This window comes from Allobosea sp. NPDC055594, assembly GCF_053618995.1.
Genome location: NZ_JBSHIO010000004.1, coordinates 189,291 through 203,921 on the forward strand (window position 1 = coordinate 189,291; position 14,631 = coordinate 203,921).

At 69.0% G+C, this 14,631-nt stretch carries 13 protein-coding genes and 1 riboswitch; of the genes, 11 read left to right on the forward strand and 2 right to left on the reverse strand.

Annotation, left to right across the window (positions count from 1 at the left end):
• The first annotated feature begins 128 nt into the window (after positions 1–128).
• The 11 genes from ACWGRX_RS10430 (at position 129) to thiE (ending at position 11,592) form a co-directional block, all read left to right on the forward strand.
• Complete coding sequence (locus ACWGRX_RS10430) at positions 129–1,100, forward strand: ABC transporter permease (protein WP_452117493.1); 972 nt, start codon at positions 129–131, stop codon at positions 1,098–1,100.
• Positions 1,100–1,978 carry an ABC transporter permease gene (locus ACWGRX_RS10435; protein ID WP_452117494.1) on the forward strand — a complete coding sequence of 293 codons (879 nt, stop codon included), beginning with the start codon at positions 1,100–1,102 and terminating at the stop codon, positions 1,976–1,978. Before ACWGRX_RS10430 ends, ACWGRX_RS10435 begins: the two co-directional genes overlap by 1 nt.
• Positions 1,979–2,162: 184 nt before the next feature.
• Positions 2,163–3,872, forward strand: a complete 1,710-nt coding sequence (locus tag ACWGRX_RS10440; protein WP_452117495.1) for a dipeptide ABC transporter ATP-binding protein — start codon at positions 2,163–2,165, stop codon at positions 3,870–3,872.
• Between the two features lie 13 nt (positions 3,873–3,885).
• Positions 3,886–4,779 (forward strand): polysaccharide deacetylase family protein, encoded by an 894-nt coding sequence (locus ACWGRX_RS10445; RefSeq protein WP_452117496.1) that lies wholly within the window; start codon positions 3,886–3,888, stop codon positions 4,777–4,779.
• 133 nt (positions 4,780–4,912) lie between these two features.
• Complete coding sequence (locus ACWGRX_RS10450; RefSeq protein ID WP_452117497.1) at positions 4,913–6,928, forward strand: OmpA family protein; 2,016 nt, start codon at positions 4,913–4,915, stop codon at positions 6,926–6,928.
• 135 nt (positions 6,929–7,063) lie between these two features.
• Positions 7,064–7,357 carry a hypothetical protein gene (locus ACWGRX_RS10455; protein ID WP_291646166.1) on the forward strand — a complete coding sequence of 98 codons (294 nt, stop codon included), beginning with the start codon at positions 7,064–7,066 and terminating at the stop codon, positions 7,355–7,357.
• 74 nt (positions 7,358–7,431) lie between these two features.
• A complete protein-coding gene (locus tag ACWGRX_RS10460) occupies positions 7,432–7,632 on the forward strand; it encodes a hypothetical protein (RefSeq protein ID WP_291638025.1) in 201 nt (66 codons plus the stop codon).
• Positions 7,633–7,717: 85 nt separating this feature from the next.
• Positions 7,718–7,918, forward strand: coding sequence for a hypothetical protein (locus tag ACWGRX_RS10465; RefSeq protein WP_452117498.1), 201 nt, complete (start codon positions 7,718–7,720; stop codon positions 7,916–7,918).
• A 106-nt stretch (positions 7,919–8,024) separates the two neighbouring features.
• A riboswitch (TPP riboswitch) is annotated at positions 8,025–8,129 on the forward strand.
• An 81-nt stretch (positions 8,130–8,210) separates the two neighbouring features.
• A complete protein-coding gene (gene thiC, locus ACWGRX_RS10470; RefSeq protein ID WP_452117499.1) occupies positions 8,211–10,088 on the forward strand; it encodes a phosphomethylpyrimidine synthase ThiC in 1,878 nt (625 codons plus the stop codon).
• A complete protein-coding gene (locus tag ACWGRX_RS10475; RefSeq protein ID WP_452117500.1) occupies positions 10,085–10,834 on the forward strand; it encodes a hydroxyethylthiazole kinase in 750 nt (249 codons plus the stop codon). Before thiC ends, ACWGRX_RS10475 begins: the two co-directional genes overlap by 4 nt.
• An 89-nt stretch (positions 10,835–10,923) precedes the next feature.
• Entirely contained in the window at positions 10,924–11,592 is a 669-nt protein-coding gene (gene thiE, locus ACWGRX_RS10480; protein WP_452117501.1) for a thiamine phosphate synthase, read from the forward strand.
• A 161-nt stretch (positions 11,593–11,753) separates the two neighbouring features.
• On the opposite strand, the gene ACWGRX_RS10485 is transcribed toward thiE, so the two are convergent.
• Complete coding sequence (locus tag ACWGRX_RS10485; protein WP_452117502.1) at positions 11,754–13,463, reverse strand: hypothetical protein; 1,710 nt, start codon at positions 13,461–13,463, stop codon at positions 11,754–11,756.
• An 83-nt stretch (positions 13,464–13,546) separates the two neighbouring features.
• On the reverse strand, positions 13,547–14,578 hold the full coding sequence (locus tag ACWGRX_RS10490; protein ID WP_452117503.1) for a proline racemase family protein: 1,032 nt from the start codon (positions 14,576–14,578) through the stop codon (positions 13,547–13,549).
• Positions 14,579–14,631: the final 53 nt, after the last annotated feature.

Consider the following 14,631-nt stretch of genomic DNA (forward strand, 5'->3'; position numbering starts at 1 on the left):
ATCCTGAGAAGCGATCGCAGATCGCGTCTCGAAGAATGCTCCGGTGCACCCTGGACCATCCTTCGGGACGCCGCTTTGCGGCTCCGCAGGATAAGGTCCGAGGGCATTTTTCGAAGAACGCCGCGCCGATGCTGACGCACGTCCTCGAGCGGATCCTACAGGCGCTCGCCGTCATGCTCGTCATGTCGGCGCTGGTCTTCATCGGCGTCTATGCGATCGGCAATCCGATCGACGTGCTGATCGGCCCCGATGTCAGCCAGGATATCCGCCTCGAGACGATCGTCCGCTACGGGCTCGATAAGCCGCTCTGGGAACAGTATTTCACCTTTCTCGGCCGCGTGCTGCACGGCGATTTCGGCCGCTCCTTCGTCTTCGGCATGCCGGTGCTGGAGCTGATCCTGTCGCGCCTGCCGGCGACGCTGGAGCTGACGATCGCCGCCGTGGTCGGCGCGGCACTGATCGGCGTCCCGGCCGGCATCTATGCCGGCTACCGGCCGGACAGCGCGCTCGCCAAGACGATCATGGCGATCTCGATCCTCGGCTTCTCGGTGCCGACCTTCTGGATCGGCCTCGTGCTGATCATGACCTTCGCCGTCGAATTGCAGATCCTGCCGGCCGGCGGACGCGGCGACACGGCCGCGCTGTTCGGTGTCGAATGGAGCTTTCTGACCGCGAACGGGCTCAGCCACATGCTGCTGCCGGCCGCCAATCTCGCCTTCTTCAAGCTCGCTTTGATGACGCGCCTCGCGCGCGCCGGAACCCGCGAGGTCATGCTGAGCGACACGGTGAAGTTCGCCCGCGCCGCCGGCCTGTCGGAATGGACCGTGCTGCGCCGGCATGTGCTGCGGCTGATCTCGATCCCGCTCGTCACGGTGTTCGGGCTCGAATTCGCCTCGACGCTCGCCTTCGCCGTGGTCACCGAGACGATCTTCTCCTGGCCGGGCATCGGCAAGCTGATCATCGACTCCATCCAGTCGCTCGACCGGCCGGTGATGGTCGCCTATCTGATGCTGGTCGCCTTCGTCTTCATCATGATCAACTTCCTGGTCGACCTGACCTATTTCGCGCTCGATCCGCGGCTGCGGAAGGGGCGCGGCTGATGCGCAAGGATTCGCCCGCCAGACGCTTCTGGGCCGAGTTCCGCGAGAGCAGGATCGCGGTCGCGGCGCTCGCCCTCGTCGTGGCGCTGGTCGGCGTCGCCCTGCTCGCGCCGCTGATCGCGCCGCAGGACCCTTACGACCTCGCCAAGCTCGCGCTGATGGATGCCCGCCGGCCGCCCGGCTATGTCGGCTCCGGCGGCTATGTCCACTGGCTCGGCACCGATGCGCAGGGGCGCGACCTGTTCTCCGCCATCCTCTACGGCCTGCGCATCTCGCTGCAGATGGGGCTGGTCGCCGGCGCCATCGCCTTCGTCGTCGGCGTCGGGCTCGGCATCAGCGCGGCCTATCTCGGGGGACGGCGCGAAGCCTTCATCATGCGGGTGATCGACCTGCAGCTCGCCTTCCCGGCAATCCTGCTCGCGCTGGTGATCTCGGCCCTGCTCGGCCAGGGCAAGGCGCAATTGATCGCCGCGCTCGCCGCCGCGCAATACGCCTATTTCGCCCGAACCGCCCATGGCGCGGCCTCGGCCGAGCGCGGCAAGGACTATGTCGAGGCGGCGCTCTCGACGCCGCTGCCGGCGCGGCAGGTGGTCTGGCGCCACATCCTGCCGAACTGCCTGCCACCGCTGATCGTGGTCGCGACCGTGCAGGTCGCCAACGCGATCGCACTCGAGGCGACGCTGTCCTTCCTCGGCGTCGGCCTGCCGGTGACCGAGCCCTCGCTCGGCGCGCTGATCGCCAATGGCTTCCAGTACATGCTGTCGGGCCGCTACTGGATCTCGATCTATCCCGGCCTTGCCCTGATCCTGCTGATCGTCGCGATCAATCTCGTCGGCGACCAGGTCCGCGACCAGGTCAATCCGAGGCTGAAGCGATGAGGACGCTCTCGCCGGGACTGGCCGCCACCGTGCCCCCTCTCCCCTTGCGGGAGAGGGCTGGGGTGAGGGGTCGCACGACGCTGGCCGGTTCGCGCCAAGAGGGGACGACGACATTCAGCAATGTCGCGCGACCCCTCATCCGCCTGCCGGCACCTTCTCCCGCAGGGGGAGAAGGGAGCAAACCATGACCGACGCGCCCCTCCTCGACGTCCACGACCTCAGCACGCATTTCTTCACCCGCGCCGGGGTGGTGAAGGCGGTCGACGGCGTCTCCTTCTCGCTGCGGCGCGGCGAGGTGATGGGGCTCGTCGGTGAATCCGGCTCGGGCAAGAGCGTCACTGGCTTCTCGATCATCGGCCTGATCGACCCGCCCGGCCGCGTCACCGGCGGCTCGGTGAAGCTCGAAGGGCGCGAGCTCACCGGCCTGCCGCAGGACGAGCTCCGGGCGCTGCGCGGCAAGACCGTCTCGATGGTCTTCCAGGACCCGCTGATGACGCTGAACCCGGTCCTGACCATCGGCGAGCAGATTCGGCTGGCGCTGGAGGCGCATCGGAAGATCACGGCAACCGAGGCGCGCCGGCGCGCGATCGAGGGCCTCGCACAGGTGCGCATCCCCGATCCGGAGGCGACGGTCGATTTCTACCCGCACCAGCTCTCGGGCGGCATGCGCCAGCGCGTCGCCATCGCGATCGCGCTGCTGCATGGGCCAAAACTGATCATCTGCGACGAGCCGACCACCGCGCTCGACGTCTCGATCCAGGCCGAGATCCTGGCCGAGATGAAGGAGCTCGTCGCCGAGCTTGGCACGGCGCTGATCTGGATCAGCCACGACCTCGCCACCGTCGCCTCGATCGCCCGGCATGTCGCGGTGATGCGGCTCGGCAAGATCGTCGAGGAAGGCCCGACGCTCGACGTGCTGACGCGGCCACAACATCCCTATACCCGCGCCCTGCTCGATGCCCTGCCCTCGCGTGCCAAGCCGGGCACCTACCTGCTGCGTGGCGAAGTGCCCGACGCCGCCCCACCGCCACGCCTGCCGGCCGCGAAGGCGGAGCCGGCCGGTGACGAAGCGGCGCCCTATTTCGTGCTCGACGACGTCAGCAAGCGCTTCGAGACCCGCACCGGCAGCCTGCGGACGCTGGCCGAGAAGTTCGGGCTGGCAAAGCCGGCGGTCTCGGTGCTGGCGGTCGATTCCGTCAGCCTGACCGTGCCGCGCGGCGAGGCGCTCGGTCTGGTCGGCGAATCCGGCTCCGGCAAGTCGACGCTGGGGCGGATGGCGGCGGGCATCTACGCGCCGAGCGCCGGCACGGTGCGCCTCTCCGGCCAGCCGGTGATGAGCACCGGCGAGACGCCGCACAAGCTCACCACCCGCGTCCAGACGATCTTCCAGGACCCGTTCGCCTCGCTCGACCCGCGCATGCGCATCGGCGACAGCATCAGCGAAGGGCCGCTCGCCCATGGTCTGGTCGACAGGGCGCAGACCGACGCATATGTCCGCGACTGGCTCAACGCCGTCGGGCTCGATCCAGCCGTCGCCGGCCGCTATCCGCACCAGTTCTCCGGCGGCCAGCGCCAACGCGTCGCGATCGCCCGCGCGCTCGCCATGCAGCCGGATCTCGTGATCTGCGACGAGCCGGTCGCCTCGCTCGACGTCTCGATCCAGGCGCAGATCCTCAACCTCTTGATGCGGCTGCGCAGCGAGCTCGGCCTGACGCTGATCTTCATCTCCCATGACCTCTCGGTGGTGCGCCATCTCTGCGAGCGGGTGGCGGTGATGTATCGCGGCCGGATCGTCGAGGAAGGCCCGGCGGCAGAGGTCTATGACCGGCCGCAGCACGACTACACCAAGCGCCTGCTCGCCGCCGTGCCGGTGCTGCCGGCAGCGGCCTCGTGACTGGAGGATGACGATGGACGATCTCGAACCCTGGCAGTGGCCCGAGGAGACCTGGCGCGGCAAGGTCGAGCGCGTGCGCGCCGGCCGTAATCTCAAGCCGAAGAGCTGGCCGGGCGGGGCGCGCTGCGCGGTCGCGCTCTCCTTCGACGTCGACCATGAGACCAATGAATTGCGCGACGGCGGCAAATCCGTCGGACGGCTGTCCTGGGGGCAATACGGCAACCGCGCCGGCATGCCGCGCATCCTGTCTATGCTGGCGAGGGAAGAGATCAAGGCGAGCTTCTTCGTGCCGGCCGTCACCGCCCTGCTCTATCCCGACGAGCAGCGCCGCGTCGTCGCCGAGGGCCACGAGATCGGCCTGCATGGCTGGATCCACGAGGTCAACACGGCGGTGCCGCCTGAGAAGGAGCGCGAGCTGCATCTGCGCTCGGCCGATACGCTGGAGAAGATCACCGGGGTCAGGCCGGTCGGCATGCGCACCCCGTCCTGGGACTTTTCCGAAGTGACGCTCGCGGTCGAGCGCGAGCTCGGCCTGCTCTACGATTCCTCGCTCTTCGCCGATGACGACCCCTATGAACTGGTCGAGAAGGGCGAGCCGACCGGGATGGTCGAGCTGCCGGTCGAGTGGATCCGCGACGACGCGGTCTATTTCAACATGAACCGCTTCCAGGCGCTGCGGCCCTATACGCCGCCGGAAGCCGTGTTCGACATCTTCCGGCGCGAATTCGACGGCGCCCACCAGGATGGCGGGCTGTTCCTGCTGACGATGCATCCGCATGTCATCACCTATCGCTCGCGCTTCTGGATCCTCGAGGAGCTGGTGCGGCACGCCAAGGGCAAGGGCGATGTCTGGTTCGCGACGCATGCCGAGATCGCGGCCTATGTGAAGGCGCAGGCCGGACTCTGAAACCCGCGAAAACGGGCGTGGCCTGCCCTTTGGGCAGCGGAACCGTGCCCGATTTCAGCCGTTTTCGGTTCATCCGGAATTCAGGGCGCGGCAGCGCTGATGTCCGGAAGAACAACTGGAAACGGACGTCACCATGCGCCTCAAGAACCTGCTCCTGCTCGGCACCCTGATCCCCGCCATCGCTCTATCGCAGGGCAGTTTCGCCGCGCCATCGCTCCAGCTCGCCCAGGCCCAGCCGGGCGATGACGACCGTCCCGATCCGCGGCGCCAGCGGCCGGGCGGGCAGGAACGTCCTCCACAAGGCGGGCAGGAACGCCCCGGTGCCCGCCCGGCGCCGGGTCAGCCGCCGGCGGCCCGTCCCGCCCAGCCCGAGCGCCCGGCCGGGGTGAACCCGAACGTGCCGCGCCCGCCTTCCGCCCCGCAGGCGGCGCCTCCGGCCGGCCGGGCCACGCCGAGCGAACCCGAGCAGCCGCGTCGCCCCGTGCCGCCTGCCGGCGCAGCCCCAGGCCAGATCGCGCCGTCCGCCCCACAGGGGGCTCCGCGTACTCCCTCGGCCGTACCCGGCGCGCCGCAACGTCCGGCTCCCGGCCAGATCGCGCCGCAGCCTTCGCCGGGGCGGCCCGGCGCACCTGCTGCCCAGCCCGGCAGCCCGGTTGCACCATCGGGCGAGGACGGCCAGCGCCGGCCCGCTCCGGCGCAGACCGCGCCAGGCCAGCCCCCCGTGGCACCGGCAGCACCCAATCGCCCCGGACCGGGTCAGGTGGCTCCGGGCGGCGGCCAGCCAACCGCCGTGCCGCCGGCCGGACGGGCTCCCACTGCCGCGCCGCAGCCGAGCGCAGCTCCGTCGCAGCCCTCACCAAGCTCGAACCGCCAGCCCGGCTCCGGACAGGCGGCTCCCGCACCGGGCACGCCGCCTGCCCCGACGGCGCCGGCCCAGCCGCCCTCCGGGCTTAACCGCCAGCCGGCGCCCATCCCGGCGCCCGTTGCCCCCGTGCAGCCCGGAACCGGCCAGGGCGCAGCCGGTGGCACCGCCCAGCCCAGTCCGGCTCAGCCCGGGCCCGCTCCGAACGCCGGCCGCGCGCCAGGCGCCCCGCCGCAGCCGGGGGCCGCGCCTTCGCAAGCTGCGCCTGCCCCCGGTCAGCTGCCGCCGCCCGAACGTCAGGGCCGGCGCGGCGGCCTCGGCCTCGGCGGGGCGGCCGCGATCGGGCTCGGCGCGGCCGCGATCGGCGGCATCATGGCGACACAGGGTGCCGACCGGATCGACGATGTCCGCAGCCGGCGGCAGGAGACGCGCGAGGGCGACGTCACCATCATCCGCGAACCCGGCCGGACGCTCATCCGCGGCGATGACGATCGCGTCATCATCCGGCGCGACGAGAACCAGCGCTTCCGCGATCTCGGCCTCGACACCCGCAGCGAGCGCCGTGGCGAAGAGACGGTCACGGTCTATGAGCGCCGGGACGGTACGCAGATCGTGACGGTGACGGATGGCGACGGCCGCCTGCTGCGGCGCTCGCGGCGCGAGCGTGACGGCACCGAGATCATCATTATCGACAATATGCGTCGCGACGGGCCGCGCCCGCGCTTCGCCGAGGAGATCGTCGAATTGCCACCGCCGCCGCTGCGCATCCCGCGCGAGCGGTATGTCGTCGATGCCGGCCACGCCGATGAACGGCTGATCTACGAAACGATCACCGCTCCTCCGGTCGCCCCGGTGCCGCGCCGCTACACGCTGGACGAGGTACGCTACTCGCCTGATCTGCGCGCCCATATGCGCAGCGTCGATGTCGACACGATTAACTTCGATTCCGGTTCCTGGACGGTCGGCACCGACCAGGCCCAGCGCCTGCGGGTGCTGGCGCAGGCGGTGATGCAGGCGGTCGAGCGCATGCCGAACGAGGTCTTCCTGGTCGAGGGCCATACCGACGCGGTCGGCTCCGATATCGACAATCTCTCGCTCTCGGACCGCAGGGCCCAGTCGGTCGCCGAGATCCTGACCCGCGATTTCGGCGTGCCGGCCGAAAACCTGACGACCCAGGGCTATGGCGAGCAATATCTCAAGGTCCAGACGCAAGGCGACTCGCGCGAGAACCGGCGCGTGACGCTGCGCCGGATCACCCCGCTGCTCACCGGCCAGAACGCGCGGTGAGGGCACGGCCCGGGCGCTTTCCTCGCGGACGCCCGGGCCTTCGCCTGAAATTGCGATGGAACCTTCGCCGCCGCTGGGCGTTTGATCGTCGGGCCGGATTCCGCAGACGACCGGCCAAGCGCGCAGGAGGGCTCCATGCGCAGATCATTCTGGTTCCTGACGGGTCTCGTGCTCATCGGGCTGATCGCCGCCGAAGCGGCAGCCGGACAAGAACAATCCAGCCCCCGGACGCCGACGGCACAGCGCGAGCGTGCGCCCGGCGTGCCGATGGCGCCCAATGCCGAGGAAGTTCAGCAGCGCGAGCCCGCGCCGGAACGCGCCGAGGTCCAGCGGGAGCGCGAGCAGATGTCGCGCGACCGCCAAGGCGCGCCTGCGCCGAACCGCAATCTGCCGATGCCCCGGGGCGTACCATCGATCATCGCACCCTAATCGCTCTGGAGCGCCGCCGAGGATTCAGATTTGCGTAAGGGCTCGCCGCCTATGGTCGCGGCGAGGAGTTTGCCATGAGCGAAATGTCGGCCGCGATCGCCCAGAGTCTGGTCAGCATGCGCTCGGCCGCGACGCAGCAGACCATGCAGCTCGAAATGCTCAAGCAGAACGCAAAGGCCGATCAGGCCGTGGTCGCGATGCTGCAGCAGGCAGCCGAGCAGCAGCAGGCCACGCTGCCGACCGGGCAGGGCGGCAACCTCGACGTGACCGCCTGATCGGCGCCGTCTGCCGCAACGCGCGGTTTCTGATTCAGATTCGGGTAAGGCTCGCTCCCTATCCTCCAATACGAGGGAGGAGAGCATGAGCGACTCGTCTTTTCTGATCGCCGAAAGCTTCGTCATCCGGCCCAATGAGCGGCCCCAGCCGACGCAGCAGAGCGAAATGCAGAAAGAGCTGGACGATGCCCAGCGCGGCCTCGTCGAGATGCTGGAGCGCAGCATCGCCGAGCAGAAGGCCGCCCTCCCCTTCGGCCAGGGCGAGCATCTCGACGTCACCGTCTGAGCCGAGCCGATCGCAAGCGGCAGCGCCGGCCTTCGCCCATGCCGCCATCACATGGCCGCCGGCCCAAGGCCGGCTTGCTTCCTCTCTCGAGCGCCTCTAACCTCCGTTTCGTTCCGAGGGGTGCTCGCAAGAGCTGAGATGGCGTCCGACGCCGAACCCGTCGAACCTGATCCGGGTCATACCGGCGGAGGGACTGGAACGCGGCCTACGCCCTATTTCCGTAGCCGCTTAACAGCGACTGGACCGTCCAGACACCCGGATCTCCTGAACCTTGGACCAAGGGGGAGATCCCATGAACGCCCATACCAAGCCCCAGAAGAATTCAGTCAAGGCCGCGCCGCAAAGCGTGACGACCGGGCCGATCATCGGCTCGCGCAAGATCTATGTCGCGGCGCCCGAGCATCCCGAAATGCGCGTGCCCTTCCGCGAGGTGGTGCTGACCACCGATGCCGAGCCGCCGGTGCGCATCTACGATCCGTCCGGCCCCTATACCGAGAGCGATGTGCAGATCGACCTCAATGCCGGCCTGACGCAGCCGCGCCGCGCCTGGCTCGATGCGCGCGGCTTCGCGACCGTGCCCGGCCGCGCCGTCACCGCCGCCGACAACGGCAACATCTCGGAGGAGCACCTGGTCCCGGCCTGCCCGGCGCAGCGCCCGATCCTCGAGGCCAAGCCCGGCCAGATGGCGACGCAGTACGAGTTCGCCAAGGCCGGCATCATCACCCCCGAGATGATCTATGTCGCCCATCGCGAGAATCTCGGCCGCGCCGCCATGCTGGAAGGCGCGAAGGAACGCCATGCCGATGGCGAGAGCTTCGGCGCCTCGGTGCCCGAATTCGTCACCCCGGAATTCGTCCGCGAGGAGATCGCCCGCGGGCGCGCCATCATCCCGGCCAATATCAACCATCCGGAACTGGAGCCGATGGCGATCGGCCGGAATTTCCTGGTCAAGATCAACGCCAATATCGGCAACTCCGCCGTGACCTCCGGCGCCGCCGAGGAGGTCGAGAAGCTGGTCTGGGCGATCCGCTGGGGCGCCGACACGGTGATGGACCTCTCCACCGGCCGCAACATCCACAACATCCGCTCCTGGATACTCAGAAACTCGCCGGCTCCGATCGGCACGGTGCCGATCTACCAGGCGCTGGAGAAGGTCGGCGGCGACCCGATCAAGCTCGACTGGGAGGTGTTCAAGGATACCCTCATCGAGCAGGCCGAGCAGGGCGTCGACTATTTCACCATCCATGCCGGCGTGCGCCTGCCTTATGTTCCGCTGACCGCCAGCCGCGTGACCGGCATCGTCTCGCGCGGCGGCTCGATCATGGCGCGCTGGTGCCTGGCGCATCACAAGGAGAGCTTCCTCTACGAGCGCTTCGACGAGATTTGCGAGATCATGCGCAAATACGACGTCTCGTTCTCGCTCGGCGACGGCCTGCGTCCAGGCTCGATCGCCGACGCCAATGACCGCGCCCAGTTCGCCGAGCTGGAGACGCTGGGCGAGCTCACCAAGGTCGCCTGGGACAAGGGCTGCCAGGTGATGATCGAGGGCCCCGGCCATGTGCCGATGCACAAGATCAAGGAGAACATGGACAAGCAGCTGCGCGAATGCGGCGAAGCCCCGTTCTACACTTTGGGACCGCTGACCACCGACATCGCGCCCGGCTATGACCACATCACCTCCGGCATCGGCGCGGCGATGATCGGCTGGTTCGGCTGCGCCATGCTCTGCTATGTCACGCCGAAGGAGCATCTCGGCCTGCCCGATCGCGACGACGTCAAGACCGGCGTGATCACCTACCGGATCGCCGCCCATGCCGCCGACCTCGCCAAGGGCCATCCGGCGGCGAAGCTGCGCGACGATGCCCTGTCGCGTGCCCGCTTCGACTTCCGCTGGGAGGACCAGTTCAACCTGGCGCTCGACCCGGACACGGCGCGGTCGTTCCACGACGAGACGCTGCCGAAGGACGCCCATAAGGTCGCGCATTTCTGCTCGATGTGCGGGCCGAAGTTCTGCTCGATGAAGATCACTCAGGATCTGCGCGCCGAGGTGCTGGCGATGGGCGAGAACGAGCGGGCTGCGCTCGAGGCGATGGCGAGCGAAGGCATGGCGGCGAAGTCGGAGGAGTTCCTGAAGAAGGGAGCTCAGCTCTACTTGCCGGCGGCCGAATGAGCGCGGTCATGGCGATGGACCGGCTCGATGCTGCGCGCGTCGCCTCGGTCCTCGCCCGCGTGGCGGAAAGCCGCCCGCGGGTGCAGTGCCTGACCAACACGGTGGCGCAGAACATCACGGCGAACATGCTGCTCGCCTTCGGCGCGATCCCGTCCATGGCGATCCATGTCGACGAGGTCGCGGCGATGGCCGAGGGCGCCGGCGCGATCCTGATCAATATCGGCACGATCAACGCCGAGAGCGAGCTCGCGATCCCGAAGCTGCTGGAGGTGGCGCGCGACCGCGGCAAGCCCCTGGTCTTCGACCCGGTATTCGTCGAGCTCTCGCCGCTGCGCCTGCACATCGCCCGCGAGGTGCTGCGCCTGCCGAACCTCGTCGTGCGCGGCAACGCCACCGAGATGACGGCGCTCGCCTTCGATCTTGCCGCTGCCGAAGGGGTGACCCGCGTCACCACCGGCAAGGTCGACCGGATCGAGAGCGGCGCGGCGCGTTTCTCGGTCGCCCATGGCCATAAGCTGATGACCAAGGTCACCGGCGTCGGCTGCGCGGCGGGGGCGCTGATCGCGGCCTGCTGCGCCGTCGAAGCGGACCCGGCCGTCGCCGCCGCGGCGGCCTTGACGGCCTATGGCATAGCCGGCGAAATCGCCGCGGAACGTGCGCGTGGACCCGGTAGCTTCGCGGTCGAGCTCGTCGACGCCCTCGCCGGCATCGACGAGGCGACGCTGGCGCAACATCTGGCGGGGTGATACCCGCCGCGGGCGCCGGACGCGCAGGGAGGCAAGCTTGCTTCCCAGCGCCGCACGGCGCCCGGCATCACCAGGACAGGAAGACCGCCATGACCGTCGACATCAGCCTCTACGGCATCGTCGACCCGCAGATCGCCCGCGGCCGCTCGCTGGCTGACATGGCGCGCGAGGCCGTCGAGGGCGGCGCGACGCTGATCCAGCTGCGCGCCAAGAACGAGACGACGCGCGAGATGGTGCGCGAGGCCCGCGCCATCCGCTCGGCCCTGCACGGCACGCTGGTGCCGCTGCTGATCAACGACCGGGTCGATGTCGCGCTCGCCGCAGGCGCCGACGGCGTCCATCTCGGCGCCGACGACATGAAGCTCAGCGACGCCCGCCGCCTGCTCGGCCCGCGCGCCATCATCGGGGCGACGCTGAACAAGGTCGAGGACCTGCCGGAACTGGCGGCTGCGAAGATCGACTATGCCTGCGCCGGGGCCGTGTTCTCCACGCAGCACAAGGACGATGCCAAGGCGCCGCTCGGCATCGAGGGCTATTCTGCACTGCGGCGCGCGGCGGCGCAGGCGCTCGGCGATCTCCCGGTCGGCGCCATCGCCGGGATCGATGCCGGCAATGCCGGCTCGGTCATAGGCGCCGGCGCCGATGGCGTCGCGGTGATCGGCGCGCTGTTCGCAGCCGAGGACATCACGGCGGCGGCCCGCGCCCTCCGGGCCGCGATCGACGCGGCGCTGACGCGGCGGCTGGCGGCGCCGGTCTGACCGGCGGGATCTTGGTGCCGTCACTCTGCCGTCATCCTGGACAAGCCGCTATAGCGGCGCAGCTCCGGGATCCATCATAAGGCTCTGGCGACCTTCGATGGATCCCGGGACAAGCCCAGGATGACGTTGAGGTTCTGAGCGAATCCCGCAAGCGCTGCCGTTCAGCCCCTCAGATACATGTCCCAGCAGGGCGAGAGCGCGATCCTGGCCCGCCCTTCCAACGCCCTCGCGAAGTGCGTGAGGATCATGCCGCGCGCCGTGGTCTGCGGGCATTTCGGCGCCATGATCGCATCGATTTCGCGCAGATCCTCCAGCGCCGGGGCCGCGACCTTCGGATTGCTGCGGAACGGATCGATGCCGATCGGGACATGGCGCGGCGGCCTGCGGTCGAGCCCGCGATTGAACAGATCGACGAAATCGAGCGTGAAGAAGCCGTTGAGCTGACGCCTGTTGGTGCTCTCCCAGGCGCGGATCGCCTCGACGCCCTGCTCGGCCTCGAGCAGCCAGGTCGCCTGATAGTCGATGGCGGAATAGAGGATGAAAGCGGGGAGCTGGCCCTTGGCAGCGAGGTCAGCATAGGCCGGCTGGTTCCGCGCGTAGTGCTCCAGCATCAGCGGCGCGCGCTCGGCGATCTCGCGCTTGACGCTGACGCGGCCGATCCGGCCGAGATCGTCGACGCGCAGCGCCTGATAGCTCGGTGCGCCGAGCATGGCGCGGGCGCCGCGCTCGATGAAGATCAGCGCCGAGGGCAGGGACGCGGCCAGGAGCAGCACCAGCACCACCGGGCGAAGCCGGTCCGCCCGCCCCTGCCACTCCAGCAGGATCGCCAGCAGCAATGGCCAGAGCGCGATGAATTCGAGACTGCCGGTGTTCTGCGTCTCGAAGAAGACGAGCGCGAACAGGGTGACCGCGAGCCAGCCGGTGGTCGAAACCGCAAGCCTGCGCAGGAACGAGCCCAACGCCGCCGGCCGGTCGCGCCAGGCCGCCCAGACCAGCACGCCGAGCAGGACGAGTACCGAGCCGACGACGTTGAACTTGACCGAGGCCACGGTCAGGAAGCGCGGCAGCAGCGCCCCGGTATTGAGCGAGAGCAGGATCAGGATGTCCTCGACATAGGCCCTGACCAGGCCGGTACCGAGGTCGACCAGGGCGAGGATGGCGATGACGGCGGCGGCGGCGAGCGCCGCATCCCTGAAGCGCATCCGGCCGGTCAGCACGGCATAGCCGACCAGAATGGCGCCGCTGACGGCACCGGTGACCTTGACCAGGAACAGCGCCAGCATCAGCGTCGCGACCAGCACGGTCAGCAGCAGCGGGCCGCGCACGAAGAACAGCGCCGCCACCAGCAGATAGAGCAGCAGGCAGATATGGCGGTTGTAATGGCCGAAGCCGTCGAGGCCCGGTAGCGGATAGAGTTCGTGCAGATTGATCGGCAGCGAGGCGAAGAGCAGGAAGGGCAGCAGCAGGGCGAGCGCCTGTCCGCGCGAGCGCTGTCCGACATGGAAGACGATGACGGCGAGAAGCGGCAGCGCCACCGGCAGCACGCCCCAATTGGCGAGCAGGATCGGGTGGGCGCTGGGGAAGGCGAGGTCGAGGCCTGCGACGAGATAATAGCCGAGCGGGCCTACCGGCGCGAAGAAGTCGATGCTCGGGATCTGGCCCTCATGGATGCGCTGGGCGGCGTCGAAATAGACGGCGGTGTCCCAGTAGTTGGAGCCGAGCGGCAGGCGCAGCGGCAGGAGCAGCCCGGCGAGGACGAAGGCGAGGAAGAGTGCGAGCCAGAAGAGAGGGCTGAGGGCGAGGCGGCGCAGGCTCCAGCCTTCGGTACCGCCGGCGCGTCCTTGCTGCGCGTTGGCCGTTCCCATCACCATGCCACCCTCCTGATCGCGCGGAGACTGGCAGAAAAACCTTACCGGGAGCCTGCGGGAACCGGCGAATGACGGCGAAAGCCGTCCTAGCCCCGCGCCGGAGCGCCTGGAATCTCGGCGAAGCGCCGCGGCAGGGCAAAGCCATGACGCAGCGGATCGTCGGCCTCGATGACGAAGCTGCCTTCGCCGGCAAGATGGCTCGTGCCGGCGACCGCGACGGTGACGGCACCGGCAGCGGGACATTCGACCGGGCCGATCACCGTGCCGGTAAAGGTTCCGCCGGTGATGCTGCGGAAGCTGCGGCTCCTTCCGGCCGGGACCAGGCCCTTGGCATGGTCGAGCGCCATGCGCGCGGTCACGCCGGAACCGGTCGGCGAGCGGTCGATCTGGCGTTCGGCGAAGACGCAGAGATTGAAGCTCTCGGCCTCCGGTCCAGCCTCGTCCGTGACGATGGTGCCATAGAGGAAGCCGAGATCGGGTTCGGTCGGATGGGTGATCACCCGTGCCGTCCGCACGGTGTCGGTCAGCAGCCCCGCCGCCGCGACGATTTCCGCGACGGGACTCGCGAACAGGTCGAGCCCGAAACGCGAGGCCGGCAAAATGCAGTAATAGGCGCCGCCATAGGCGATGTCGGTGACCACCGTTCCGAAGCCGGGCAGCGCGACCGGAAGAGCGCGCGCTTCCACGAAGGCGGGAACGCTCTCGAAACTCACCTTGCCGACTTTCCCGCCCTCGACCTCGCAGGCGAGGCGTAAAAGGCCGCAGGGTGCCTCGATCGAAAAGCGCGTCACCGGCTCGACCGCCGGCACCAGCCCATGCTCGATCGCATAGCGGCCGAGCGCGATGGTGGCGTGGCCGCACATCGTCGAATAGCCCTCATTATGGGTGAAGAGCACGCCGAAGGCCGCCTCGGGATGGCTCGCCGCCACAGGGATGACGCCGTACATGCCGTCATGGCCGCGCGGCTCCAGCATCATCGTCCGGCGCAGATGGTCGTGGCGTTCGCGGGCCTGCCGGCGCTTCTCCAGAATGCTCGCGCCAGTCAGCTCGGGATAGCCCGAGGTGACGATCCGGACCGGCTCGCCGCAGGTATGGTAGTCGACATAGGCGAGGCGCATGGCTGGTCTCCAGATGGCGGCCCAGCCTAGCCGGATCGCGCGCCGCCGCCAGA